Source organism: Chryseobacterium luteum (assembly GCF_000737785.1).
In the GTDB taxonomy this organism is placed as follows: Bacteria; Bacteroidota; Bacteroidia; order Flavobacteriales; family Weeksellaceae; genus Chryseobacterium; species Chryseobacterium luteum.
This window is the reverse complement of record NZ_JPRO01000007.1, coordinates 1-17,334: the sequence shown is the minus strand read 5'-3', so window position 1 is coordinate 17,334 and position 17,334 is coordinate 1. Positions and strand designations below refer to the sequence as shown.

The 17,334-nt window shown below is 37.7% G+C and carries 18 protein-coding genes; 12 read left to right on the top strand and 6 right to left on the bottom strand.

The genetic code is table 11. The features are described from left to right. Positions 1 to 22: 22 nt before the first annotated feature. Together IX38_RS09530 and IX38_RS09525 are read right to left on the bottom strand one after the other, a co-directional pair. Positions 23 to 496: a DinB family protein gene (locus tag IX38_RS09530; protein ID WP_034704205.1), complete on the bottom strand. Its 474-nt coding sequence runs from the start codon at positions 494 to 496 to the stop codon at positions 23 to 25. 277 nt (positions 497 to 773) lie between these two features. Then, positions 774 to 2,111, bottom strand: coding sequence for a peptide-N-glycosidase F-related protein (locus tag IX38_RS09525; RefSeq protein WP_051884601.1), 1,338 nt, complete (start codon positions 2,109 to 2,111; stop codon positions 774 to 776). A 134-nt stretch (positions 2,112 to 2,245) separates the two neighbouring features. On the opposite strand from IX38_RS09525, the gene IX38_RS09520 reads away from it, so the two are divergent. The 11 genes from IX38_RS09520 (at position 2,246) to IX38_RS09470 (ending at position 12,892) form a co-directional block, all read left to right on the top strand. Further along, complete coding sequence (locus IX38_RS09520; RefSeq protein ID WP_034704203.1) at positions 2,246 to 3,541, top strand: hypothetical protein; 1,296 nt, start codon at positions 2,246 to 2,248, stop codon at positions 3,539 to 3,541. Between the two features lie 597 nt (positions 3,542 to 4,138). Beyond that, positions 4,139 to 5,143 carry an AAA family ATPase gene (locus tag IX38_RS09515; protein ID WP_034704202.1) on the top strand — a complete coding sequence of 335 codons (1,005 nt, stop codon included), beginning with the start codon at positions 4,139 to 4,141 and terminating at the stop codon, positions 5,141 to 5,143. Further along, positions 5,143 to 5,601, top strand: a complete 459-nt coding sequence (locus tag IX38_RS09510; protein WP_034704200.1) for a GNAT family N-acetyltransferase — start codon at positions 5,143 to 5,145, stop codon at positions 5,599 to 5,601. The genes IX38_RS09515 and IX38_RS09510 overlap by 1 nt, the downstream gene beginning before the upstream one ends. A 66-nt stretch (positions 5,602 to 5,667) precedes the next feature. Continuing rightward, on the top strand, positions 5,668 to 6,531 hold the full coding sequence (locus tag IX38_RS09505; RefSeq protein WP_034704197.1) for a DUF58 domain-containing protein: 864 nt from the start codon (positions 5,668 to 5,670) through the stop codon (positions 6,529 to 6,531). Between the two features lie 44 nt (positions 6,532 to 6,575). Next, the gene (locus tag IX38_RS09500) at positions 6,576 to 7,472 is read left to right on the top strand and encodes a BatD family protein (RefSeq protein WP_117585888.1); all 897 of its coding nucleotides are present in this window, start codon (positions 6,576 to 6,578) and stop codon (positions 7,470 to 7,472) included. Beyond that, positions 7,465 to 8,457, top strand: coding sequence for a VWA domain-containing protein (locus tag IX38_RS09495; protein WP_034704191.1), 993 nt, complete (start codon positions 7,465 to 7,467; stop codon positions 8,455 to 8,457). The genes IX38_RS09500 and IX38_RS09495 overlap by 8 nt, the downstream gene beginning before the upstream one ends. Continuing rightward, positions 8,457 to 9,464: a vWA domain-containing protein gene (locus IX38_RS09490; protein ID WP_034704188.1), complete on the top strand. Its 1,008-nt coding sequence runs from the start codon at positions 8,457 to 8,459 to the stop codon at positions 9,462 to 9,464. Before IX38_RS09495 ends, IX38_RS09490 begins: the two co-directional genes overlap by 1 nt. A 101-nt stretch (positions 9,465 to 9,565) precedes the next feature. Next, positions 9,566 to 10,315, top strand: coding sequence for a tetratricopeptide repeat protein (locus IX38_RS09485; protein ID WP_051884599.1), 750 nt, complete (start codon positions 9,566 to 9,568; stop codon positions 10,313 to 10,315). After that, complete coding sequence (locus IX38_RS09480) at positions 10,315 to 12,045, top strand: BatD family protein (protein ID WP_034704186.1); 1,731 nt, start codon at positions 10,315 to 10,317, stop codon at positions 12,043 to 12,045. Before IX38_RS09485 ends, IX38_RS09480 begins: the two co-directional genes overlap by 1 nt. Before the next feature lie 44 nt (positions 12,046 to 12,089). Continuing rightward, positions 12,090 to 12,692, top strand: coding sequence for a MarC family protein (locus tag IX38_RS09475; RefSeq protein ID WP_034704183.1), 603 nt, complete (start codon positions 12,090 to 12,092; stop codon positions 12,690 to 12,692). 5 nt (positions 12,693 to 12,697) lie between these two features. After that, complete coding sequence (locus IX38_RS09470) at positions 12,698 to 12,892, top strand: hypothetical protein (protein WP_034704181.1); 195 nt, start codon at positions 12,698 to 12,700, stop codon at positions 12,890 to 12,892. A gap of 79 nt (positions 12,893 to 12,971) precedes the next feature. On the opposite strand, the gene IX38_RS09465 is transcribed toward IX38_RS09470, so the two are convergent. From IX38_RS09465 to IX38_RS09450, 4 genes are read right to left on the bottom strand one after another with little or no spacing between them, the layout of a single operon-like run. Next, positions 12,972 to 13,937 carry a chorismate-binding protein gene (locus tag IX38_RS09465; RefSeq protein ID WP_034704179.1) on the bottom strand — a complete coding sequence of 322 codons (966 nt, stop codon included), beginning with the start codon at positions 13,935 to 13,937 and terminating at the stop codon, positions 12,972 to 12,974. A 23-nt stretch (positions 13,938 to 13,960) separates the two neighbouring features. Next, positions 13,961 to 14,842, bottom strand: coding sequence for an outer membrane beta-barrel protein (locus IX38_RS09460; protein WP_034704177.1), 882 nt, complete (start codon positions 14,840 to 14,842; stop codon positions 13,961 to 13,963). Between the two features lie 8 nt (positions 14,843 to 14,850). Next, positions 14,851 to 16,014, bottom strand: a complete 1,164-nt coding sequence (locus IX38_RS09455; protein WP_084680242.1) for an RNA polymerase sigma factor — start codon at positions 16,012 to 16,014, stop codon at positions 14,851 to 14,853. Continuing rightward, positions 15,944 to 16,981 carry a hypothetical protein gene (locus IX38_RS09450; RefSeq protein WP_034704173.1) on the bottom strand — a complete coding sequence of 346 codons (1,038 nt, stop codon included), beginning with the start codon at positions 16,979 to 16,981 and terminating at the stop codon, positions 15,944 to 15,946. Before IX38_RS09450 ends, IX38_RS09455 begins: the two co-directional genes overlap by 71 nt. A gap of 147 nt (positions 16,982 to 17,128) precedes the next feature. On the opposite strand from IX38_RS09450, the gene IX38_RS09445 reads away from it, so the two are divergent. Then, positions 17,129 to 17,334: IS3 family transposase (locus tag IX38_RS09445; RefSeq protein ID WP_034704170.1), on the top strand; the 206-nt coding region annotated here is incomplete at its 3' end.

The window sequence follows — 17,334 nt, the reverse complement described above, 5'->3', positions numbered from 1 at the left end:
ACCATCGACTTGTGTAAATTCACTATCTCCCGTTCTCTCCGAGTATTGCTCTTTTCTGTGCCAGGATATAGCCGTAATGAAGGCTTTCATGGATATTATTGAAGATAATGGCATCCTGTATGCTTTTCAGGTCCATACCGAAACTGGTGGTGTATGGTGTGTAGTCTGCAAAGAAGTCGCTGTCATAATCTTTCATCAGAATCTTTGAAGTTTCGGTGAGTAAGAACTCAAGGTCTTCCACTTCGGATTTCTGTACATTCAGATTGGGAAGAGTTCCTTTTTTGTAGGTTTCTATCCAATATTTATCAATTCTGAAGGGATTTCCGCTCAGATAATAATGCAGGAGCTGCTGGGTGGCAACCGTATGTGCAATATTCCAGTACAAATTATTGTTGAAACCGTCAGGAATCAGCAGAAGATCTTCATGGGAAGTGTTCTGCAGAATACTTAAAAGGTTCTTTCTCACTTGTCTGTGTACTTGAAAATGATAATTCATTTTGCGAAAATTTTAATCACCAAAAATAGTTTAATAAACTGGAAGTGACAATTTTTTGGATGAAGGATTAAATTAAATGTTCTTAAATCCTGAAAAAAGATGTTAATTGTTGCGTTTTTTATCAACGGAAACATCAAATCAGTCTTCTGTTTTCAGCAATAAAAAACTCCTCTGAAAAATAGTCAAAGGAGTTTTTTACAAGTTTTCAGATTCATATCATCTGAATATGATTTTAGCGGGATTATCGTCCGGAATTATAGAACCGGTAAACCCGGCTTTATTTTTTGATGATCTTGTGTTTGAATGTTATTCCGTCCTTCAGCACAATATTCAGAAAATAAATTCCCGGAGTATAAGTGGAGATGTCCACCCTGTTTTCCCCGTAGGTTTCAGCCAGTTTTTTTCCGTCTATACTGAAGACACTTATTGAAGCTACATCCGCCTTTGATCTTATATTGACAAAATCTGAAGAAGGATTAGGGTATATGCTTACATCTACAGTCTTAATATCCTTTACATTCAACGCTGAGTTACTTTTACCCTGCATATAGACAGATAAATAGACATCTCCCTGCTGCTGATTGAAAACGGCCGTTGGTATTGTATGTTTCAGGGTGTGATTTCCGGCGGTTACAGTGGGCATCGTAAATCCTCTTACAGGAACCGAATTACCCGGGCACCAGTTATTCCATGAGGTCCATTCTGAAAATGATCTGGGAGTTGCACCATAGATTCCGTTACCTTGTGTATTGTACACCCTGAATGGCTCGCAGGAAATTCCTCCGGGCGTATAAGTGAGCATCTGTACATCATCTATATAGGTGTAATTCTGTCTTCTTTCGTATTCTTCACCGCCGCTGTTCGCGCCGTGAGGAGTGGATATCACATAGAAGCGGGCATTGGTAACCGCATTAGGAAGATTGAAACTGACGATCCTGACGGTTTCACCTGCAACATCGGTGCTGTTATAATTATTTAATCTGATATAAGTTAGTATGGGAACAAGAGCATTGGCATCGCTGGAAGAAGCCCCCGTATCTGTTGAAAAGAAAGTCAGGGTTCCGGAAAAAACATCAATTCTGCCAGTACATCCTGCAACTTCATTCTGTGCGGCGTACGGAACACCAAAAACGTCCAGTTCCATATACATATCATAGGCAGTACGCAATGTGGCATCATGAAATACATTGTACATATTGCTTAAATCGTAAGTATAGGGAACATCCGTAGGCGAACGGTTTTTATTCATAAACGGAGTGATGTACCTGCCAACTTCAATTCTTTTTACATTGGTATCATTGATGGTATAGGTAGGCTGATTTTTGGGGATCATGGCTAAATAAACACTTCCCAGACGGTCGTAATTATCGCAGAGTGCCCCTATGCTCACCCTCATTGCAATTTTCGCTTTAAAGGAATTGAGTTCCGCATCCGTAAGCTTTCTTGCATATCTTGTATTTGAAAGTCTGATGAGACCCGAAGGTACTGGAGTGGATACTGTAGCCGCGTAACCGTCGTAATAAACTGCATCTGAAATCAAATTCATTCTGTTTGTCGTCTGCGATTTGAAAAGACCTGCAAAAAGAATGCCTGCAAAAAATAGCTTTTGATACATATTGTCCGTATTTGTCACAAATATATTAAATATTCGTCTAAAATATTAATATTTTTCATTAAAAATCACATTTGTTTGAAAAATTAGAATTTTATCTTTAAATTAGCGAAATATTCAATATTAATTTATCAATAATGAAAAAAGTTTTACTTTTATCTTTGTTATCAATAGCATTAACGCTTAATGCACAAATAAATTTAAATATCGGAAGCACGAACGTAGGAACTGCACCCATAAGCAGTTTTTTTTCCTACTCTTATGTTCAGCAGATTTATCCCAGACAGGAATTAAATGCAAGTGCTGCAGGAAATATTACAGGTCTTACATTTTATGTGGATCCCTCGGCTACCATCAGTGATTCTTCGGATTGGACGGTGTATGTCGGGCATACCACCAAGACATCCTTTACATCCGGAACAGACTGGATTCCCTCTTCACAGCTTACTCAGGTATTTGCAGGTACTGTAACCAAAACCAATAATAAGGTAGAAGTCACTTTTACCACACCATTTGCCTATAATAACAGTGATAATTTAGTAATTGCCGCAAAGGAAAATTCCCAGAGTATTGATATTAATAACTTTGATGAAGCCTTTCGTGTTTACCCTCATATTCCATCTTCCACGCTTTATTATACAGGAGACCGTATGATCGTTGATCCTGCATCTCCACCCGGAGGAATAAGAGCGGACTACAAATCTGCAGTTACAATTTCAGGATTAACACCTAAGCCCGGACCTTCATGTCCTTTTGTTAATTATCCGGCAAACAATGCCCAGCTTGTTCCTGTTCTTCCCAATATCAGATGGCTTGCAGTTTCCGGAGCCGATTCCTATAAAATTTCATTAGGAACAACTCCGGGAGGTAATGATGTTATCAATCAGCAGGCTGTGTCAGGGGTTGATTTTACCCCATCAACGGCTCTTAACCGCGATACGAACTATTATTTAAAAGTTACAGCTGTTTCAGCAGGCCTTGAATCTTTAGGCTGTACGGATATTGCCTTTAAAACCATTCCTCCTGTACCTGTCAATGATGCATGTTCTGGAGCTTTACCGGCATCTGCTTTCCCTTATGAATACACGCAGAACGATGCAGTATCTGCTACTAATAATAATGGATTCATAGATACATGTCCGGATGCGATGAACGATGGGACGTGGTTTAAATTTACCGGTGACGGAGGTCAGTTTACGGTTAAAATAACCATGCCTGCAGGAAGTACCTATGATCCTCAAATGGATATATACAGCGGAGCATGCGGCAGTCTGGCATGTGTAAATGCGGTGGATAATGGCGGTGGCGGTGCTGCAGAAACTTATACATTCACAACTACGGCAGGAACCGAATACTTTATCAATGTTGGAGCCTATGAAGAAACAGTCGATATGCCGGAGAATGTTTTTACCATTAAAATTATTAAGCTTTAGACGTTAAAGTGAATGGTCAATTGTGAATGGTGAATTTACGAATGTGGGAATCATTGACAATTGACTTGCATAGCAATATTGACCATTCACATAAAACCAGTGTGAATTAGTCAATTGTGAACAGTGAATTTAACGAATGTGGAATCATTAACAATTGACTTGCGTAGCAATATTGACCATTCACATAAAACCAGCGTGAATAGTCAATTGTGAATAGTGAATAGTGAATTTACGAATGTGGGAATCATTGACAATTGACTTGCGCAGCAATATTGACCATTCATATAAAACCAGTGTGAATTAGTCAATTGTGAATAGTGAATTTTAAAAATGTGGGAATCATTGAGAATTGACTTGCGTAGCAATATTGACCCATTCACATTAAAAAACACCCTATTTAACAGTTATTTTATAAAGAGTTATTATCGCTAACTTTCACTGTATGAATTGATTTTATACAGTCGTATACATGATGGATCAATCTGATCACTTTACCAATCCCGGAATATTTAACAAACTTTAACTCTAAAATGGCATTCATTATGTTGATTAATGCCAGTATTTATCAGAAATTTACCACCTATTTTAATTAAAGCTATGCCAGATACATATCAAGCTGAAGATATCCGCCAGCTGACGGAAAAAGTAAAAGAAAAGAATTACTTATTCTCCCTTCTGAGACAGGAAATCAATAAAGTAATTATTGGCCAGGAATATATGATAGACCGCCTTTTGGTAGGTCTTTTGGGAAACGGGCACGTCCTTTTGGAAGGTGTTCCGGGACTGGCAAAGACTTTAGCAATCAAAACCCTGGCAGAAGCTGTTCATGGTGAATTCTCCAGGATACAGTTCACGCCCGATCTGCTTCCCGCAGATGTGGTGGGGACTATGATCTTCAATATCAAAGACAACGATTTCTCTATAAAAAAAGGTCCTGTTTTTGCGAATTTTGTATTGGCGGATGAGATCAACCGTGCGCCGGCAAAAGTACAGTCGGCATTGCTGGAAGTGATGCAGGAAAAGCAGGTGACCATTGGTGATGAAACCATGAAGCTGCCCAAACCGTTTCTTGTATTGGCTACCCAAAACCCGATCGACCAGGAAGGAACTTATCTGCTTCCGGAAGCACAGAGTGACCGTTTTATGCTGAAATGTAAGATCGACTATCCCAATTTTGAAGACGAAAGAACGGTGATGAGAATGGTTTCTACCTCTCACCAGCCTGTCATCAAGCCTGTGGTATCACTTCAGGATATTATAGATGCCAAAGAACTGATCAACCAGATTTATCTCGATGAAAAGATCGAAAAATATATTCTGGATATGGTTTTTGCAACACGTTATCCGGAAAACTATGGACTTTCTGAGCTTAAAAACTATATCGCGTTCGGAGCTTCTCCAAGAGCTTCCATCAACCTTGCGATTGCATCCAGAACCTATGCTTTTTTGAAGGGAAGAGCTTTTGTGATTCCTGAAGATGTGAAAGCATTGGCCCAGGATGTGTTAAGACATAGAATTGGTCTTACTTTCGAGGCAGAAGCAGAAGAAATTTCATCAGAAGAGATCATCAACAGGATTTTAGCGAAAATTCAGGCGCCCTAATGAGTGAAGTGATGATCAGGAAAGCTGTCCGGGAAGATTGCGCTTCCATGCTGGAGCTGATCCGGGAGCTTGCAGAATATGAAAAGGCGCTTTATGAAGTGACTATAACTTTGGATGAATTTATCGAAGATGGTTTCGGTAAATCTCCGGTTTGGGGAGCTTTTGTTGCTGAACTGAATCATGAAATTGTGGGAATTTCCCTATATTATGACAGGTTTTCGACCTGGAAAGGAAGAAGGCTGTATCTTGAAGATCTGGTAGTGACTGAAAAAATGAGAGGAAAACAGATCGGAAAACTTTTGTTTGATGCCACTTTGGAATACGGAAAATCAAACCAATACAGCGGAATGGTGTTCCAGGTATTGTACTGGAATGAACCCGCTATTAATTTTTATAAAAAATACAGCCCGAAATTTGACAATGAATGGCTGAATGTTTCGATTGAACTGAAGAATTAGAAGAAGGAAGTGCGACACACAAAACCCGCAACCGAAAACTCGTAACTCGCAACCCGCAACGCATTTATGGAAATAAAAGATATTGTAAAAAAAGTAAAGCAGATTGAGATCCGTACCCGGAGGAAGACGGAAGCTTCGCTTATGGGGCAGTATCACAGTGCTTTTAAAGGACAGGGAATGACTTTCTCGGAAGTCCGTCCGTATCAGTTCGGAGACGAGATCAGAAGAATCGACTGGAACAAAACTGCCCGTTTCCGCGAACCGTTCGTCAAAGTAATGGAAGAGGAAAGAGAGCTGACCATGATGATCCTGGTAGATATTTCCGCTTCAATGGATTACGGAACCAAAGGCCAGCTGAAAAGGGAATATGTAGCTGAAATTGCCGCCAGTCTCGGATTTTCGGCTGCAGGAAACAACGATAAAGTAGGTTTGATCCTTTTCGCAGATAAAGTATACAAAGTAATTCCGCCCCAGAAAGGCAGAAAACATATTCTTTCTATTATCAGCAATATTCTGACCGCAGATTATGTCCCGGCCGTATCGAAAATTGATAAGGCGATGGAATATATGATGGGAATTTTCAAAAGAAAATCTCTGGTTTTCTTGTTTTCAGATTTTGAAGATACTTACGATTCCAAAATGCTTAGAGTAGCTTCAAAAAAGCATCAGCTGCTGGGCATGAGAATTTATGACGAAAAAGATAATGAAATTCCTGATGTAGGCTACGCTCTTCTGCATGACGCCGAAACAGGGAAAGAAGTCTGGGCCAATACATCCAACGCAAGATGGAGGTATACATTTGCTGAAGCCCAGAAACAGAAAGTCCGGGCTCTGGAAGAAGATTTTGCCACCAGTTCGGCCAGTTTTATGAATATGAGCACTTGTGCAGATTATTCTAAAATGCTGTATAATTATTTCCAGAAGAAGTAAATATAAATAACAAAGGCTCCGGCCTCAAATATTATTATTTGAAATTGAAAAAAATACTCTTAATACTTTCTTTTTTACTCTGTGGAAACGCTTTTTCACAGATATTATCTTCCAATCTGGAGAAGAAGACCCTTGCTTTAGGTGAAGTCAATCATTTAACGATTAAAATTGACAATGTTCATGAGCTGCAGGTCGTTGCTGCCCCTAAGAATGAGCTGCTTCCTTTCCATTTTGAAGAAATTAAAGACAGCATCGGACAGAACCAGAATTTCTACGAGAGAAAAATTGAATTCTCGGTGTATGAAGAAGGAAAATTTACCATTCCCGAGTTGGAATTTAATGTAGGAGGAAAGATTTTAAAAACCATTCCTTATGAAATTGATGTGGTGAATACAGCCCAAAAGGCAGACCAGATCAATGATATCATGAATAATAAAGAGGTAAAGCTTGAAACAAAAGATTACTGGGAGCTTTATAAATTTTATATTCTCGCTGCTTTAGCGGTTATTGCTTTGATTATTGCAGTCATTATGTTCATCAAATGGGGCAGGAAATCAAAAAATTCGCCTGCCATTGCCACCAACCAGACTTTGAAGGAGCTGGATTCCTTAAAAAAGAAAAAATACATCGAAGACGGGAACTTCCGGTCTTTCTATGTTGAATTAATAGAGATATCAAGAACATTCATTACCAAACAGTACCATCTTCCGGCGGATGTTCTCCTTACAGACGATCTTATTGATGTCATGAAAAAGAACAATACGATTTCCCAGGAAAACGAAAAAACAGTGGAAGATGTATTTTTAAGAGGAGATCTGGTGAAATTTGCCAAGACGTTCCCCGATCAGGCCACTATGGAAAAAGATTTTGCAGATATCCGCGATTTTGTGACGAGATCATCAAAAGATTTAGAATTTGAAAACTTAAGAAAGGATGTTTAATTTTGAATTGTACAGTCCGTGGTTCCTGCTGCTTTTTCTGCTGTTCATTCCACTTTTTATTAAAGATGTGGGAGGAAAGCGAAAGAAGGGCATCAAAGTTCCTACCATTCAGAATATGGATGAGAGCGGGGGAATCCGTGCAGTGCTTTTTCTGCTTAAGCTCTCGAAGTATATCATTCTTTCTGCGCTGATTATTGCGATGGCCAGACCGAGAACTTTTACAGTTTCCCAGGACAGAGATGATACCAAGGGCATAGATATTATGCTTTCCATAGACGTTTCCCTGAGTATGCTTGCCAAAGACCTCAGCCCGGACCGTATTACTGCGTTAAAAGACATCGCCGTAAAATTTGTCCAGAAGCGTCCGAATGACAGGATAGGAGTGGTGGCTTATGCCGCAGAAGCATTTACCAAAGTACCGGTAACTTCGGACCATCAGGTGGTTATTGATGAAATTAAAACCCTCAATTCTGCAGGTCTTGAGCCGGGAACAGCCATCGGAGAAGGACTTTCAGTAGCCGTGAACCATCTTATCAAAAGCAAAGCTAAAAGTAAGGTGGTCATTCTTATGACGGACGGCGTAAACAATGTCCAGAATGCAATTCCCCCACAGCTTGCTGCAGAGCTTGCCAAGAACAATAATATAAAGGTTTACGCCATTGGGATAGGAACCAACGGCTTTGCGCTGATGCCTACTTCGCAGGATATTTTCGGGGATCTTATCTTTACAGAAACTGAAGTGACCATTGATGAAAATACGCTGAGAGAAATAGCACAGACGACGGGCGGACGGTATTTCAGAGCGACTTCCAACAGCAGCCTGGAGGAAGTTTATAATGAGATCAATCAACTGGAGAAATCGGATATTAAGGTTTCCAAGCTGTACAATTATGACGAATATTTTAAAATTTTCCTTTGGATCGCTTTGGGAATGCTGTTTTTTGATGCACTGCTGCGATGGGTATTATATAAATTTTTAAGCTGATGAGTTGGTCGTTAGGAAATTACTGGTATTTACTTTTGCTGTTGCTTTTGCCGCTGCTGTCTGTCTTTCTGATCCGTTTTTTGAGATGGAAAAAGAAAAAGCGGGAGATCTTTGCAGAAAGCCGCTTTCATGAGAGCTTATTTGAAAAGAGATCGGGATTTACAAAATTTTTTCCGGCTTTATATCTTTTAGGGACACTCTTCCTTATATTTTCGATCATAGATTTACTGAATGGGTCTGAAGAAGTGAAAACCAATCAAAGGCTTAATAATGTGATCTTTATGCTCGATGTATCCAATTCTATGAACGCGGAAGATATTGATCCAAGCCGTCTTGCGGAAGCGAAAAACCTGATGCTGAGCACCATGCAGAAGATGAAGAATGATAAAATCGGGATCGTGATCTTTGCCGGTGAAGCAGTTTCTATTATGCCGCTTACCACGGATTACGGGACCGCTGAGACCTACATAAGTGCAGTGGAAACAAATTCCATGAAAATTCAGGGAACTGATTTCCTGAAAGGCATGCAGGCCGCAGCAGAAAAATTTAAAAATGTAAGCAAAGGCTCAAGAAAAGTCATTCTTCTGAGCGACGGTGAAGATAATGAAGGAAATGACAATGCCGCCATCAGACTGGCCAACAGGGAAGGTATCTCTATCACGTCAGTAGGAATAGGAACGGATGAAGGTGCTCCTGTTCCGGAATATGTTTTCGGGCAGCTGATGGGCTATAAAACTGATATGGACGGTGGAACGGTGATCTCCAAGAGACAGACGGAAGCCCTTAAAAAGATGGCGGAATCTACGGGAGGAGATTATGTAGACGGAAACAACATCAATGAAGCTCCCGATAAGATCATTGATGCCCTGAACAAAAAATCCTCGTCTGCACAGACTTTGGTAAGGTCACAAAACGCTAATCACTACTATCAATATTTTTTAATTGTTTCTATTTTCTTCTTCTTTTTAATTTATATATTGAACCCGAAAAAAGATTTCAATATTTAGCTTTTTATACTTTGTCTATCAATATTTTAAATAATACTTTAACCGAACTTTAACAAATCAAAGTCTGTTTATTAACATATAAACGAATAATTTTGCAGTTAATGAATACTAAAATCATTTTTTTATCGTTTTTTATTATTTTTTCATTCTCGGGCGCAGTGTCCGGGCAGGAAAACTATAGAACTTTAGTTTATGAAGGGAATCAAAAATTTAACGGTAAAGATTATGACGGAGCATCTTCTAAGTACATGGAAGCTGTAAAAACCAATGAAAAAGATTTTACGGCGCATTATAATCTGGGAAATGCATTGTATAAGAGCAAAAAGTATGAAGAGGCCAAAGCAGAATTTGACAAAGCGCAGAAGCTTGCGCAGACTCTTCCTGATAAAACAGCTGCCCTTCATAATCTGGGGAATACCTATATGCAGATGAGCCAGCCGGAAAAAGCGGCAGACTATTATAAGCAGGCTCTGAAGCAGAATCCTTATAATGAAGCGACCAGAAAGAATTATGAAATTGCCAAGCTGAAGGAAAAAGAAAAACAGCAGCAACAGAAAAACGAACAGAAGAATTCAGGAAAAGGCGGAGGCGGAAATGATCAGAATAAAAATGATGATCAGAAAGGCGACAAAAAAGATCAAAAGCAGGATCAGGGTAACGGCCAGCAGAATGAAGGGAAAAGCGAACAGGGAAATACGCCTAAGCAGGAACAGAATAATGAAGAGAAAATACCTAAAAACCTTGAAAATGCCATCTTAGATAAAGTAAACGAAAAAGAAAAAGAAACCGCCAGAAAAATCTTAAACAAGAATTCTTATTCGATGCCTCAAAGCAAAGAAAAAGATTGGTGATGCAGCAGAAATTAATTTACATATTATTCATTCTTGCATCCGTAATTTCTTACGGACAGGTCAACCTGTTCATGGAATCTGATAAGGCGGAGTACAATGGAAAGGATATTGTGAATCTTACGATTGTTCTGGAGCTTAACGGCATCGATCTTGAGCCGCAAACCCGGTTTCAGCTTCCCGACCTTTCAAAATTCAATATTATAGGCAGCGGGTCGATGACCAATACATTAATTGATCCTGCAACCAATACCCTTGTCACCCAGAAAATATCCAGAATTGCTCTTGAACCGAAAAAGAAAGGTAAAATAAAGATCGGTTCCGTACTGGTAACGGTTAATAATAAAATCTATAAAACAGAACCTTTTGATATCAGTATAAAAGATATCATTGAAAAAAGATCTCTCGCCGGTAATTCCGGGGAAGTCTATCTGAATATGGAGATAGAAGACCGTGAAGTATATCAGGACCAGCCTACGGTGGCCGTACTGAAGGTTTACTCCAAAAATATGGATAACTTCAGGAAGGTGAAAGATGTTCGTCTTCCGCACCAGAACAATATTAATGTACATCCTATAAGCTTCAGCAAGTCGGAGATAGATCCTGCGGGCAGTATGGCTTCCCAGGTTTTGGCTGTATTTATGGTGTTTCCCAATGAGGCGGGATATGTGGAGGTTCCTTCCGTATCAGCATCGGTAAGCTCTTTCTCCAATAAAAACAAAATTGTTTCCAATAAAGTAAAGCTCAATGTAAAAAAACTTCCTGAAGGATCGCCTGAATATTTTAAAAATGCAGTTGGTAATTTCAGCGTGGATGTGTATAATGCATCTAAGGAAAAAATAGAAATTGAAAAGCCGATCCATGTTATCGTTAAAGTTTCAGGAGAAGGAAACCTTCCGAACATGCAGCTTCCCAAAATCGTTTCCTCTTCCGACTATGAAGTTTTTGCTCCTAAAATCACGTCCAAAGTGGCTCCCGGAACTACAGGAATGAAAGGGGAGATCCTGGCTAATTATGTTATTATTCCTAAAAAAGCAGGTGTTATTTCGATCCAGACCGAACCGTTTGCATTCTTTGACCCGGCCAGCCGCGAATATGTAGACAAGGGACAGGAAACTCTTGCCCTGAATGCATTTTCCCATGATCAGATCCTGGAAGCCCGTACCACGGTTGAAAAGGTTAATGAATATACCAATACACTTTTGGAAACGGTAGATACACCTGTTCTGAAGACGACTACATTTAAGGTAAAGGAAAAAAGTAAATTCCACTGGAATATTCTTTTAACCAATATTTCTATTCTTGTAGGATTATTTATTATGTATCTGTTATTTAAAACATGGCAAAAAAAACGGGCGTTAGTTAAAGAAACAGCAACTCCGAAACCGCTTGGTTCTGTGGCCGAAACAGAAAAAGAGATTAGGGAAATACTAAAAACGGATATTAACGATTATTTCAGCTACCTTGAAAATCTTAAAGATAATGAAGAGTATCAAAAGTTCTTTGATACCCTGGAGGAAATGGATCTTGATATCAGAAAACAGTATTCAAAGAGTTCTCCGCAGGATTTCGGGCAGTTCCTGGTAAGTTATAAGGGAACTTCCGTTGCTGAAGAATACAGAATTCTGCTGCAAAGAATTCAAATGGAGAAATACTCGCCTCTGAAATCAGCAGAAGGAATGGACGAGCTTTTAAAAGCAGTTGTTAATTTGTATTCACGTATTAGTAAATAATCAATTTTTTTTCATATTTTTGCGAAATTTTTAATTACAAAGAGATGGAAATACTTAATGATTTTTCTATTAAAGAGATCGTTACCTGCTTTATGGTTCTTTTTGCCGTGATCGATATTATCGGCTCTGTTCCTATCGTGGTAAGTCTTCAGCAGAAGTTTGGCCAGATAGAAGCTGGAAAGGCGTCTATTACTGCCGGACTGATCATGATTGTTTTTCTTTTCGTAGGAAACAAAATCCTTAAACTTATCGGGGTAGATGTGAATTCCTTTGCCATTGCAGGAGCTTTTGTGATTTTTATCATAGCCCTTGAAATGATCCTGGGAATCGAGATCAACAAAACCACTGAAGCAAAGGCTGCATCCATTGTTCCCATTGCGTTTCCGCTGGTTGCGGGAGCAGGAACTTTAACGACAACACTGTCCCTTAGAGCTGAATTTCATGACATTAATATTATTTTAGGAATTGTTCTCAATACAATTTTCGTATATTTGGTGCTGAAATCAGCGAAGTGGCTGGAAAACAAAATGGGGGAAGCTACCCTGTCTATTCTTCAGAAGGTTTTCGGGATCATTCTTTTAGCTATTTCAATAAAATTATTCACCGCAAACTTTGCCCAGTTGGTGCAGAACTATATTAATTTTTAAAAATCATGCAGAAGTTTTATAAAGTATTTCTAGTTGTGTTTATCGTTTTCATTGCCATCAATCTTTATGCATTGGACTGGCAGACAGATATTTTATCAGAAGATAACCTGAAGTTTGTATTTTCAATCGCTTCAGCAGTTCTTGGTTTGATTTTGCTTTTTGTACTGGATGCATGGAGCAGGATAGGAGTGAAGAAATAATCTCAGAACACATTATTCTATATAATAAAAACCTCTTTCTCTTGAAGGAGGTTTTTGTTTTTGGGAGAGACTCTTGCCGTTAAGAAGTCACCAGGTTCTTTAAAATCGCCTCCGATTTTAATTCTGTTTCTCTCCATTCTTTTTCCGGGTTGCTTTGGGCCGTGATGCCGCCACCAACGAATACGTGTACAGAGTCTTTGTAAAGCCTGGCACATCTCAGGTTAACGAAATACATTACCTTTTCATCTGTTTCTACTTTAATGTAACCGGCATATAATTCCCGGGGGAATTTTTCAAGCTCCCGAATATTTTTTTTACAAAAATCCTTTGGAATACCGCAGACCGCCGGAGTGGGATGGAGATCATTAATAAGGCTGTCCAGATCTTCAGGTTTGATATGGGCTTTAAAATCTGTCCTGAGATGTTTGATGTTTCCTGAAATATGATCGTAAGTCTCTGATATTTCTGTGTTTTCGGAATAGTTTTTAAGAGTATCCCGGATATAAGACGTCACAGGTTTCTGCTCCTCAATTTCTTTTTCCGTCCATTCCTCAGACACAGGAAGGGTTCCGGCAAGGCTCATGGTTTCAAACTCATGGGTTGTTTTGTTGAATTTCCCCAGAACTTCCGAAAAAGCCCCCATCCAGGCATTCTGTCCGTCATTAAAAATATATCTGAATGCGTTTGGGTACGTGATACATAGCTTTTTGAAACTTTCCTTATAATCGATTCCGCTAAAATCCGTGAATATCTTCCTTCTTGAATACACCAGTTTTGGAAGCTGATTGTCTTTGATAACATGAATAACCTGATGAAGTTTTTCAATATATTCTTCCCGGGTTTCCGCATTGAAAGAGCTTGCATCTTTCAACAGGATTTCATTGGTAATGACAGCATGTTCAAACTGCTCAGAAGCCTCGGTAATATTGCCTTCAAAAGTGATCTGCCTCAATAGGTCAAAGGAATAAAACCCCACGGATTCGCCATTTTGTTTCTGATCGGTTGAGTATAATGTTTCGTCGAAAGGAAATTTGAAATAAATCATGAGCTGTGGATGAATTTTGAAAATCACCACCCAGAAATAGAATAGGAAATTCCCAGGCTGATTTTCCTTTCAGCAAAGGTATTATTAGTCTTAAAAATGTCAAAATTAAAAGAGCTGTTTTTTAGCGAAATATTTCTCATTTTATACTCCTGATATTCCAGAGACAGAAGAAGTTTAGGCATGATCCTGTATTGTACTCCTAAAGAATATCCAAAGTTGATTTCTTTAGACTTAAAATCATCAAGTTTGTTCAGAACATTATTTTCAGGAACCATAAACTGCATTTTATAGACATTCTGATTGACTAAAAATCCTATAAACGGGCGGAATTTTTTCCATTCATAGAATAGTTTAAACTGTAATGCATATTCCATGTGTTTATCATTGAATTTTTGGAATAACAGTGGCTGGCGGTCTTCTGTAAAATAATATCCGTCCAGCCAGGTTTCTGCTTTATTGGCATCAAGGTCAAATGTAGAATTCCAGTAATAAACATGGGCGGAAAGCATTATTGAGAATCGTTTAGAAATACTTCTGGAAATCCAGATTCCTGCATTGAACCCGGTTTGCTGTCTTTTTTGTGATGATTCTTTAGCCCAGTTGCTGTTCTTTAGCCCTATTCCGGCTTCAGCACCGTACTCAAATTTTCTTGCTTGAATGACTATACCTTTCGCCGTATCTACCAATGAAATGTATTCATACTGTTGTACAGGAACAGGATTAGAGATCACTGAAGGTGTGAAATGGATATCAACCGGTTTTATTTTTAAGGGTTTTTCTAAATAAATAGTATCGTGAACAATGACTTTTTCATACACATACACTGTATCCGTTTTTTTTCTCTGGGAACTGAGCGGATACAGAATAAGAAAGAAAAAGAATAAAACTATTTTTTTAAAAGTCATAATTGGTATTATCTTTCAACGTAAATGGTGTCTCTCTGAATGATCTTCTTAACAACAATGATCTTTTTGGGAACATCTCGTACAGAATCTTTTATGCTGATATTCTGTTTATTCTTTGTTATTCTGCTGGTATTTTCTTCGATATCAATGGCTTTTTCAGCAATATTATTTTTTGTAGTCTCTTTATTTATTGTAGGTCCTGTATTGATGTTTTTAATGGTCTTGTTTGGGATTTGGTTTCTGATTTCTTCTTTTCCCGTTACTTTTTTAATGCTTTGGGCCTTTGTATTGGTATTGCTTGGTCTGCTTTGATTACTGGGTTGGAAAATCATGACCGAACTTAATATAATAACAAAAATACTGGATGTGGCGATAATTTTCGTTTTCCAGCTGAACCCTGAACTGGACTGGAAATTAATGTTTTTGACTTGAATATGCTGGGGAATTTCAAAAGAATTGGATGGTTCGATGGAAAAGTCTGAAAACGTTTTTTTAAAGGTCTGTGCCCACAAAAGACTTCCGAGACCAAGAAATATAAGAAGTTGCGTGATCTTATTTTTATTTTTTGGTTTGCTTTGATTGACAACAGTAGTGAGTAAGTAGTTTTGAATTGATTTTTTCGCTCTCAACAAATGTGATTTTGATGTGTTTACATTAATTCCCAAAAGATTTGCGATTTCTGCGTGAGAGTTTTTTTCGATAAAAAATAGATTGAAAACGGAACGATGGTGCGAAGGCAGACTGTCAATCGAATTCAACAGTTCTTCCGTGGTGAAATCGTATGCTAAAACGTGATTATTTTCCATGGAAGAGGTATTCATTTCGTTCAGTGGCTCTGGAATTTCTGATATTTCTGTGGATACAAAAATTTCTTTGGAATGTTTTCTTAAATGTTGTAAAGCATTGTTCACGATGATAGTTTTGAGCCATCCAAACAGAGCTTTTTTGTCTTTTAATTGATGATTTTTTTGCATTGCTATGATAAAACTGTCTTGCAAAAGATCTTCCGCAGTCTGCAAGTCTGCGATATATCTTCGGCAAATCCCCAAAAGTTTTGGGGATAATTGCGTGTAGATATGATTCCAGTCTGTGTTTTCCATATTAGTTTTCTGTGACGAAGATGGAGACAAATCTACCATTGGGATCTGCAATACTCTGCGCTTCGACATCATTTATAAATACTTTTTGAGCAAAACCCTGATTATTGTCACGTTGTCTAATAATATAGCAATTATTATTTAAAAACTTGATGTCTGTTATAAATTTAAAATCATTCGGATCGTTCGAAAAATCAGTAATGGTATTGATATTATTTTTGCAGTATTTAGTAGGAGCTACAAAATATTTTGTATTGTTGGTTTTATCAAGTGTAAAAGTTCTAAATTCAAAAGGGACAATTGTGACGCTATTGTTAGATAAATTTTTTAAAATATTAGAATTATTGGCTCCATCAGAATAAAAAAGTAAAGTATTATTTGATTCTGCAAATATACCGTTACCAACAAAAAAATTGCTTTGAGAGGTTAAAGAAGTATATGTATTATTTTTATAATAACCGTGTTCAAAATTGGCTGTTGCAGTATTATATTTATGGCTAATCATATAAAAATCTGAGTTAATTATTGATAAATTAACTTCAATTGATTGGACATTATGTTTAAAAACAATGTTTTTCAGTCCGTTTTTCCAATAACAAACTTCGTATTTATCCATAGGAGTAGGAGGGTTTAAATTTTCAATGATACCTGTAATATAAATATCGCCATTTTTAACTTGAAATTGTTGAAAAGAAAAATACGAACTTGTAGGAATGTTTAAATATTGTTTAACTTCTTGTTTCAAATTGTTTTTCCAAAAATAATATTCATAATTTTGTGGATTTGCAGGATTAAATGGAGAACGTGCTAAAAAATAAGTGTCATTATTTTCTGCATAAACAGAAATTGGTTCCAGATTATTTCCATTTATTAAGTTTGTTTTTACAGTATTCTTCCAATAACAAACTTGGTTATTTTCTTTTCCGGCTACATATACATCAACTGCATTTGTCAATTTATCATCCGGTGGATCTACAATAGTTCTGGAGCAAGATAATATTGTTACAATCAACAAAACAAAAGATAAAATTAATTTTTTCATAATTGATAATTTTTTGGTTACAATTATAAGATGACGAAAAAGAAAAAGGTTGCAGCAAGTATATAAAAAAAGACTCAATTTTTTGAGTCTTTTATTTTTTATTGGTTGTCCCGTCCTAAAATAAGTTGACATAAAACCGACTTATTTATGAAAAAGCAAGAAGTAAAGAGAGAAAAGCGAACGCAAAGAGATTACACAATGGCTTTTAAATTAAGTGTTATCTCTCAAGTTGAAAAAGGCGATTTAACTTACAAACAGGCTCAGACGCATTATGGGATCCAAGGAAGGAGTACCGTTTTGGTGTGGTTGCGGAGATTTGGTAACTTAGATTGGAGAAAACCAAAGATTCATAT

What these genes read in the sequence shown, in the direction of transcription:
- IX38_RS09530 (WP_034704205.1), bottom strand. Translation starts at nt 496, where the DNA reads ATGAATTATCATTTTCAAGTACACAGACAAGTGAGAAAGAACCTTTTA.
- IX38_RS09525 (WP_051884601.1), bottom strand. Translation starts at nt 2,111, where the DNA reads ATGTATCAAAAGCTATTTTTTGCAGGCATTCTTTTTGCAGGTCTTTTC.
- IX38_RS09520 (WP_034704203.1), top strand. Translation starts at nt 2,246, where the DNA reads ATGAAAAAAGTTTTACTTTTATCTTTGTTATCAATAGCATTAACGCTT.
- IX38_RS09515 (WP_034704202.1), top strand. Translation starts at nt 4,139, where the DNA reads ATGCCAGATACATATCAAGCTGAAGATATCCGCCAGCTGACGGAAAAA.
- IX38_RS09510 (WP_034704200.1), top strand. Translation starts at nt 5,143, where the DNA reads ATGAGTGAAGTGATGATCAGGAAAGCTGTCCGGGAAGATTGCGCTTCC.
- IX38_RS09505 (WP_034704197.1), top strand. Translation starts at nt 5,668, where the DNA reads ATGGAAATAAAAGATATTGTAAAAAAAGTAAAGCAGATTGAGATCCGT.
- IX38_RS09495 (WP_034704191.1), top strand. Translation starts at nt 7,465, where the DNA reads ATGTTTAATTTTGAATTGTACAGTCCGTGGTTCCTGCTGCTTTTTCTG.
- IX38_RS09490 (WP_034704188.1), top strand. Translation starts at nt 8,457, where the DNA reads ATGAGTTGGTCGTTAGGAAATTACTGGTATTTACTTTTGCTGTTGCTT.
- IX38_RS09485 (WP_051884599.1), top strand. Translation starts at nt 9,566, where the DNA reads ATGAATACTAAAATCATTTTTTTATCGTTTTTTATTATTTTTTCATTC.
- IX38_RS09480 (WP_034704186.1), top strand. Translation starts at nt 10,315, where the DNA reads ATGCAGCAGAAATTAATTTACATATTATTCATTCTTGCATCCGTAATT.
- IX38_RS09475 (WP_034704183.1), top strand. Translation starts at nt 12,090, where the DNA reads ATGGAAATACTTAATGATTTTTCTATTAAAGAGATCGTTACCTGCTTT.
- IX38_RS09470 (WP_034704181.1), top strand. Translation starts at nt 12,698, where the DNA reads ATGCAGAAGTTTTATAAAGTATTTCTAGTTGTGTTTATCGTTTTCATT.
- IX38_RS09465 (WP_034704179.1), bottom strand. Translation starts at nt 13,937, where the DNA reads ATGATTTATTTCAAATTTCCTTTCGACGAAACATTATACTCAACCGAT.
- IX38_RS09460 (WP_034704177.1), bottom strand. Translation starts at nt 14,842, where the DNA reads ATGACTTTTAAAAAAATAGTTTTATTCTTTTTCTTTCTTATTCTGTAT.
- IX38_RS09455 (WP_084680242.1), bottom strand. Translation starts at nt 16,014, where the DNA reads ATGATGTCGAAGCGCAGAGTATTGCAGATCCCAATGGTAGATTTGTCT.
- IX38_RS09450 (WP_034704173.1), bottom strand. Translation starts at nt 16,981, where the DNA reads ATGAAAAAATTAATTTTATCTTTTGTTTTGTTGATTGTAACAATATTA.